The 8,200-nt window shown below is 61.7% G+C and carries 7 protein-coding genes and 1 pseudogene; all 8 read left to right on the top strand.

All coding sequences use genetic code 11. The annotated features are described in order from the left end of the window. Positions 1-716 (top strand): phosphopentomutase (locus EN935_RS13170; RefSeq protein ID WP_127373362.1); only part of this gene is annotated, 716 nt, incomplete at its 5' end. After that, complete coding sequence (gene mutM, locus EN935_RS13165) at positions 709-1,596, top strand: bifunctional DNA-formamidopyrimidine glycosylase/DNA-(apurinic or apyrimidinic site) lyase (RefSeq protein ID WP_109666428.1); 888 nt, start codon at positions 709-711, stop codon at positions 1,594-1,596. The genes EN935_RS13170 and mutM, both read left to right, overlap by 8 nt. 31 nt (positions 1,597-1,627) lie before the next feature. Then, the gene (locus tag EN935_RS13160; RefSeq protein ID WP_109666425.1) at positions 1,628-2,401 is read left to right on the top strand and encodes an enoyl-CoA hydratase; all 774 of its coding nucleotides are present in this window, start codon (positions 1,628-1,630) and stop codon (positions 2,399-2,401) included. 183 nt (positions 2,402-2,584) lie between these two features. After that, complete coding sequence (rpsT, locus tag EN935_RS13155) at positions 2,585-2,851, top strand: 30S ribosomal protein S20 (RefSeq protein ID WP_013533694.1); 267 nt, start codon at positions 2,585-2,587, stop codon at positions 2,849-2,851. A gap of 927 nt (positions 2,852-3,778) precedes the next feature. Then, complete coding sequence (gene dnaA / locus EN935_RS13150; protein WP_245468682.1) at positions 3,779-5,251, top strand: chromosomal replication initiator protein DnaA; 1,473 nt, start codon at positions 3,779-3,781, stop codon at positions 5,249-5,251. 300 nt (positions 5,252-5,551) lie between these two features. Further along, positions 5,552-6,670 (top strand): DNA polymerase III subunit beta, encoded by a 1,119-nt coding sequence (dnaN, locus tag EN935_RS13145; protein WP_109666422.1) that lies wholly within the window; start codon positions 5,552-5,554, stop codon positions 6,668-6,670. A 208-nt stretch (positions 6,671-6,878) separates the two neighbouring features. Continuing rightward, a complete protein-coding gene (recF, locus tag EN935_RS13140) occupies positions 6,879-8,018 on the top strand; it encodes a DNA replication/repair protein RecF (RefSeq protein ID WP_127262818.1) in 1,140 nt (379 codons plus the stop codon). 95 nt (positions 8,019-8,113) lie between these two features. Continuing rightward, positions 8,114-8,200: pseudogene (locus EN935_RS42010) on the top strand (thiamine biosynthesis protein ThiF); the annotation flags it as partial.

Below are 8,200 nucleotides of genomic sequence, written 5' to 3'. Positions count from 1 at the left end.
CGGTCCTGCAGATCGCCGCGCATGAAGTCCATTTCGGCCTCGAGCGACTTTATGAATTCTGCAAGGTGGTGCGCAGGCTGGTTGACCCGCTGAGGATCGGACGGGTGATCGCGCGGCCTTTCGTCGGCGAAACCACCGCCACTTTCGAGCGCACATACAACCGTCATGACTACGCCGTGCCTCCGCCGGAGCCAACCCTGCTCGATCGGCTGACAGCGCGTGGCAGCCGTGTCATCGCCATCGGCAAGATCGGCGACATCTTCGCCCATCGCGGAATTTCGCAAGTGCGCAAGGGGGCGGGCAACATGGCCATGTTCGACGAGGCGCTGGGCGCGATGGACGATGCCGGCGACGGCGATCTCGTCTTCGCCAATTTCGTCGACTTCGACACCGAATTCGGTCATCGCCGCGATGTTGCAGGTTATGCTGCCGCGCTTGAGGCCTTCGACCGGCGGCTGCCGGAGGCATTTGCAAGGCTGCGGCAGGGCGATCTTCTCATCCTGACGGCCGATCACGGCAACGATCCGACCTGGCAAGGGACCGATCATACGCGCGAGCGCATTCCGGTGATCGGCACAGGTCCGGGTTTCAAGGGCGGCGACATCGGGCTGAGAACAACCTTCGCCGATATCGGCGAAACCGTGGCCGAGCATCTTGGGCTGGCGCACGGCCTTTACGGGACTTCTTTCTATACGGCGATTGGCGGTCATGCCTGAATTGCCGGAGGTCGAAACCGTCCGGCGCGGGCTGCAGCCGGTCCTGGAAGGCGCAACCATCACCCGTGTCGAGGCACGCCGCCCGGATCTGCGCTTTCCATTTCCCGAGAAATTCTCACAGCGGCTGACCGGCAAGACGGTCACGGCACTCGGCCGCCGGGCCAAGTATCTGACGATGGACCTGAAAGGCGGTCCCGTGCTGATCTGCCATCTCGGCATGTCGGGCTCATTCCGAATCGAGACGGCGGACAGCAACGACATGCCCGGCATCTTCCACCACGACCGCTCGAAGAGCTCCAATCATGATCATGTCGTCTTCCATGTCGTATCTCCGGCAGGCGCCCGATCACGCGTGATCTTCAATGATCCGCGCCGCTTCGGCTTCATGTTGTTTGCCGAAGGGCCGGACGTCCATCCGATGCTCGCCGGACTCGGCGTTGAGCCAACGGGCAATACATTGGACGGCGCACTGCTTGCCTCATTGATGAAAGGGCGGCGATCACCGCTGAAGGCAGCGCTTCTCGACCAGAGGCTGATCGCCGGGCTTGGCAACATCTATGTGTCGGAGGCGCTATGGCGCGCCAGCCTGTCGCCGCTGCGTGAGGCGGGCACGATCGCCAAACCCGGAAAGAAAGCCCAGGCCCAAAGCGAACACCTGGCCCAAGCCATCCGCTCGGTGATATCAGATGCGATTGCCGCCGGCGGGTCCTCACTGCGGGATTATATGCAGACCGATGGGTCACTGGGCTATTTCCAGCACTCCTTCGCCGTCTACGACCGCGAAGGCGAAGCCTGCTCGAAGCCCGGCTGCAGCGGCCACATCGAACGGATCGTGCAGAGCGGCCGATCGACCTTCTATTGCCGGACATGTCAACGGTGAGTTAGACGAGCGCGAGCGAGGAGAAGCAGCCATGGCCTATGAGACGATCATCACCGAGACGCACGGCAAGGTCGGACTGATCACGCTGAACAGGCCGCAGGCGCTCAACGCGCTGAACTCCCAGATACTGACCGAACTGATCGCAGCCGTGAACGCTTTTGGCGCCGATGCCGGCATCGGCGCCATGGTCATCACCGGTTCCGAAAAGGCTTTCGCCGCCGGCGCCGACATCAAGGAGATGCAGTCCATCTCCTATGCGGACGCCTACGCCCAAGACTTCTTCGTCGGCTGGGAGGAGCTTACGCGGGCGCGAAAGCCAATTATCGCGGCGGTGGCGGGCTATGCACTCGGCGGCGGCTGCGAGCTAGCGATGATGTGCGATTTCATCATAGCCGCCGACACGGCCAAATTCGGCCAGCCCGAGATCACTCTTGGTGTCATTCCAGGCATGGGCGGGTCGCAACGGCTGACCCGCTTCGTCGGCAAGTCGAAGGCGATGGACATGTGCCTGACCGGGCGGATGATGGATGCCGCCGAAGCCGAGCGTTCGGGCCTGGTGTCGCGGGTCGTGCCTGCCAGTGACCTAGTCGAGGAGGCTCTGAAGGCGGCAGCCAAGATCGCCGCTTTCTCGCTGCCATCGGTGATGATGGCAAAGGAGGCAGTCAACCGCGCCTTCGAGACGACGCTTGCCGAGGGATTGCGGTTCGAGCGCCGGCTGTTTCACTCGCTGTTTGCACTGGACGATCAGAAGGAAGGCATGGCGGCCTTTGCCGAGAAGCGGAAGCCGAATTTCACCAACCGCTGACGCCAATCCTTTAGCTGCGAAGAAGATGGCTGTTGGCCGCCAAAAAGAAGGCCAGGCAGCGTTGACGCGCCGGAAAAGCTGAACTATAAGCCCCACCAACCGAGGCGGCCCCGTGGCTGCCCGTTTGTTTTTTGCGCCCTGCGGCATCCCGCATGCGGCCGACCAGATCAGAAGAGAGGCATCATGGCCAATACATCCTCGGCCAAAAAGGCAACGCGCAAGATCGTCCGCCGCGCAGCGATCAACAAGAACCGCCGCTCGCGCGTCCGCACCTATATCCGCCAGGTCGAAGAGGCACTTGCCTCCGGTGACAAGGCTGCCGCACAGGCTGCCTTCAAGATCGCGGAGCCGGAATTGATGCGCGCCGCAACCAAGGGCGTGATCCACAAGAACACAGCGTCCCGCAAGGTGTCGCGACTGGCCCAGCGGGTCAAAGTTCTCTCGGCCTAATATAACTTCCCTAGACTGACGTTCTTTCGAACCCGGCCGTTTGTGCCGGGTTTTTTCGTTTGCCGGCAAGCACTTAAAAAGAATGTCCGGAAACGGCGTCTTGTGCGGATTTCACGATTGGGAATACTTTGCCGGCATATGCATGCCTGCTGTTGGCCGGCATGCTTGAAAAGGGCCGGCTTAAAGATTCTTAGCTATCAGAAATAGCCTATATTTTTCAGACACTTACAGATGGTGATCCACAGCTTGTCCACACCGGGCCAACCCGATGGGGGACAAGTAGCTGTCAAGCGAAATATTTCAGAATATTTCTCTAAGCGCCCGGTTTTTCATATTCGCCGGAAAAGGGTTTGAATCACAATGGCTTTGTTAAAATGTGCCGTTGCGGCACGCCACTCGAACCCGCCTCCAGTAACCAGATTCCTTAAAAATCCGTTAGACGTGGCCTTGCCCTATCCACAGCGATTTCGGTAATGTCGATCTATCGAAAGGGACGGGCTCTGGACCTTACACCCAGCCTGAATCGGCCAGCTTAAATTGGCGGGATTTGCAACGCGGATCAAGTCCGCGGACCGATTTGGTTTGTCTTTTTTCGACACGGTAGGGGACTGGCGTAACTAGACATGGCAGGTAGATGGCGCGCCGGCGCTCTTTTCGCCGGACGGTGTTGTATTGCCCTGACATACCCAACGCGGACTGGCTTCCATGGGCCGGCACCGGTTCCCCTCGATAATGGGCGACGTTCATCTGCCGGCGGCGGCAGCGGACGTCGTAGCAAAGACGCAGTCGCCGGAACCGGATGCAGGAGGCGCATCCCCGGTGGAAAAACAGGTACGGAAGGACAAGGAAAAGATCATGCAGAGCGGCATCGAAAGGGAACTTACGGGCGACCTCCCATTTCCTGGAACTTTGATCGGAGCAAACGACATGGCGGTCTCCAGCGACGCGGAACAGAAATTCGACCGGGTCAGGACCCAGTTGAAGGCGCGCCTGGGAACCGAAGTCTATTCGAGCTGGTTTGGCCGCATGAAGGTCGCGGAGGCTTCCAAGGGCATTGTCCGCATCTCGGTGCCCACCGCCTTCCTGCGCTCATGGATCAACGGCCACTATCTCGACCTCATCTCCGAGTTGTGGAAGCAGGAGGATCCCGATCTCCTCAAGATCGACATCGTCGTGCGCACGGCAACCCGCCAGGGACGCAGCCAGGCCGAGCCGGAGGTGGTGCCGGCACGCAAGATGACTCGGCAGACGCAGACGGTGCTTGCCGCCGGCACCGTCAGCCCCGGCCGGACAGAGCGTGCACCGGCTCCGCGTCCGGGCACACCGGTCGAGAGCGAATTCCGCCACAATGTGCTGGGGTCACCGCTTGATCCGCGCTACACGTTCGGCTCCTTCATCGAGGGACCGTCGAACCGGGTGGCCTTCGCCGCAGCCAAGGCAGTGGCGGAATCGCAATCGAGCGCGGTGCGCTTCAACCCGCTTTTCCTTCATGCAACCGTCGGGCTCGGCAAGACACATTTGTTGCAGGCCATCGCCGCGGAATCGCTGAAGCAGAACCCCAAGTCGCGCGTCGTCTATCTCACGGCCGAGTATTTCATGTGGCGCTTTGCCACCGCGATCCGTGACAACAACGCGCTGACGCTCAAGGAACAGCTGCGCGACATCGACCTGCTCATCATCGACGACATGCAGTTCCTGCAGGGCAAGTCGATCCAGCATGAATTCTGCCACCTGATCAACATGTTGCTCGACAGCGCCAAGCAGGTTGTCGTCGCCGCCGACCGGCCGCCGTCGGAACTGGAATCGCTCGAACCGCGGGTCCGTTCGCGCCTCAATGGTGGTGTCGCGCTCGAAATGTCGGCGCCTGATTTCGCCATGCGCCTTGGCATGCTCAAATTGCGCCTTGCCACCGCCAGGGTCGATGACGCGTCGCTGAACATTTCGGAAGAGATCCTCAATCACGTCGCACGCACCGTGACCGGCAGCGGACGCGAACTGGAAGGCGCCTTCAACCAGCTGCTGTTCCGTCAATCCTTCGAGCCGCAGATCACCATCGACCGGATCGACGAGATCCTCGGCCACATCTATCGTACCGGCGAGCCGAAGCGGGTCCGTATCGAGGACATCCAGCGCATCGTCGCGCGCCACTACAATGTGTCGAAGACCGAATTGCTGTCCAACCGACGCACGCGCACCATCGTCAAGCCGCGGCAGGTCGCCATGTACCTGTCGAAGGTGATGACACCGCGCTCGCTGCCCGAGATCGGACGGCGTTTCGGCGGCCGCGATCACACCACGGTGCTGCATGCCGTGCGCAAGATCGAGGACCTATCCGGCAACGACAACACGCTGGCGCAGGAACTCGAGCTCTTGAGGCGGTTGATCAACGACCAGGCCTGACCGGACTGGGGCGAACCGGAACAACGCCGGAATTCAATGGCTTGCCAGTGCGGCCCGGGGCCTGGGATAGGCTCGTGGCGCCGCCTGGAAGCGGCCCGGATTTCGGTTTTATGACACCGGCTCGCGGACTTCGTGCCCTTTATCCCCAGAAAGCCCGCGTAGCCTGCCCGAACCGGTGGCGCGGGCTTGCGTTTGCTGGTTTTTTCCTGTCAGTTTACGCAGATTCTGAGCCTGTTCAGACCTTTCGCGGGGCGCCGCCCACTGGTGACCCGTCATTCATTCAAGCGAGCCTGTTTCGTCATGCGTGTTATCCTGGAACGGTCAAATCTCCTGAAGTCGCTCAACCACGTCCACCGTGTGGTCGAGCGGCGCAACACCATACCGATCCTGTCCAACGTGCTGCTCAGCGCCGAAGGCGCCAGCCTTGAGATGAAGGCGACCGACCTCGACCTCGAGGTGACGGAGGCGACGCCCGCCAAGGTGGAGCGCGGCGGGGCGACGACAGTTCCGGCACATCTGCTCTACGACATCGTGCGCAAGCTCGCCGATGGCGCCGAGGTGATGCTGAAGACGGACGAGGACGGCAACGCCATGACGGTGACGTCAGGCCGCTCGAGCTTCCGCCTTCAGTGCCTGCCGCAATCCGACTTCCCGGAGCTTTCGGCCGGATCCTTCTCGCATATCTTCCGTCTCGACTCGGTTGCCCTGAGAGGCCTGATCGAGAAGACCCAGTTCGCCATCTCCACCGAGGAGACGCGCTACTACCTGAACGGCATCTACCTGCACACGCATGAGGTCGGCGGCAAGCTGAAGCTGCGCTCGGTGGCGACCGACGGCCACCGTCTGGCGCGCGCCGAGATCGACGCACCGGCCGGTTCCGAGGGCATGCCGGGCATCATCATTCCGCGCAAGACGGTGAGCGAGCTGCAGAAGCTGGTCGACGATCCGGATGTCGCGGTCACCACCGAACTGTCGGACACCAAGATCCGCTTCACCATCGGCAGCGTGGTTTTGACCTCGAAGCTGATCGACGGCACCTTCCCCGATTATCAGCGGGTCATTCCGACAGGCAACGACAAGAAGCTGATCATCGACCGGCAGAGCTTCGCTGCCGCCGTCGATCGCGTCTCGACCATCTCTTCCGAACGCGGCCGCGCGGTGAAGCTGTCGATCAGCGAGGGTCAGGTGACGCTTGCGGTCAACAATCCGGATTCGGGCAGCGCCACCGAGGAGCTGGCGGCGGATTATTCATCGGATCCGATCGAGATCGGCTTCAACGCCAAATATCTGCTCGACGTTGCCGCGCAGCTGACCGGCACGGAGGCCAAGTTCATGCTGGCCGATGCCGGTTCGCCGACGCTGATCCACGACATGGCCGACGAGACCGCACTCTATGTGCTGATGCCGATGCGGGTGTAGCCGGCGCGGTGTCAGCAATTCGGTCTTGTAGCGGAGCGGCGGCAAGAATGATGATTGCGGCAACTTCCAGAGCTATTCCAGGAAAAGTGTGAAGTGGGTTTCCCGGGAAAGCGCACAGCGCTTTCCCTTGGGAATTGCGTTAAAACAAAGAGATAGAGCGGTTCTGCGTTTCCGTGAAACGATGGACCGCTCTATAGGCGGATAGCGGTTGCCGATACAGAACCATATAAGTAAGCTAACGCTTACTAATTTCCGCAACTATGCGGCGCTGACGATCGATCTGGCGCCAGGTGCCGTGGTTTTTTCCGGCGACAACGGTGCCGGCAAGACCAATCTCCTCGAAGCGATCTCCTTTTTGACACCGGGGCGTGGCTTGCGCCGCGCCCCCTACGCTGATGTCGCGCGCGAAGGTGGCGACGGCGGCTTTGCGCTGCATGCCCAGCTCGACGGACCTGACGGCCAGGTCGAGATCGGAACGGGCATTGCCGGCGGCGACACTGCCGGCGAAGGCGGCAGGCGGGTGCGCATCAACGGCGCTTCGGCGCGTTCGGCCGAGGACATGCTGGAATGGCTGCGCGTGGTCTGGCTGACGCCGGCGATGGACGCGTTGTTCACCGGGCCGGCCGCAGATCGCCGCCGCTTTCTCGACCGGTTGGTGCTGGCGATCGACCCCAGCCACGGGCAACGTGCGATCGACTACGAGAAGGCGATGCGCGGCCGTAATCGCCTGCTTACCGAAGGCTCCCGGGACGACCGTTGGTTCGACGCGATCGAGACGCAGATGGCCGAAACCGGTGTGGCGATCGCCGCGGCGCGAGCCGAGATGGTGCGCCTTCTGGCCGCCATGATCGACAGGCTGCCCGACACGGGACCATTTCCGCAGGCCGATATCGGCCTTTCGGGCGACCTGGAAGCCGAAATTGCCACCGCGCCGGCGGTCGATGTCGAGGAGCGCTTCCGCCGGACGCTTATCGAGGGCCGTGACCGCGATCGTGCCGCCGGACGCACGCTCGAGGGACCGCACCGTTCGGACCTGGTGGTTCGGCACCGTCCCAAGGCGATGCCGGCCGAGCTTTGCTCGACAGGCGAGCAAAAGGCGCTGCTGGTCGGCATCGTGCTGTCGCATGCCCGGCTGACCGGCGAAATGTCGGGCATGACGCCGATCCTGTTGCTCGACGAGATAGCCGCGCATCTCGATAGCGGGCGGCGCGCGGCGCTGTTTTCCATCCTGGAAGAACTGAACTGCCAAGCGTTCATGACCGGAACCGATGCAGCGCTGTTTTCCAGTCTCAAGGGGCGTGCGCAGTTCCTGACCGTCGACCACGGCGTGATTGGGCCAACGATCTAGATCTTATGCAGGTCGTTGGCCCAAAACCGCTTCACACATTTGGGCGACATGCATTAGCTCCTGACAAGGTTTTTCAGTCCCTATATGGTCTGGCAATGACCGCTGCCGCCCTGACCGCCGACGAGATCGAACGCTATGCCCGCCACATCGTGCTGCCCGAAATCGGCGGTGCCGGCCAGCAG

It is taken from the genome of Mesorhizobium sp. M7D.F.Ca.US.004.03.1.1 (assembly GCF_003998635.1).
Lineage (GTDB): Bacteria > Pseudomonadota > Alphaproteobacteria > Rhizobiales > Rhizobiaceae > Mesorhizobium > Mesorhizobium loti.
This window is presented reverse-complemented; position numbering and strand designations above follow the sequence as displayed.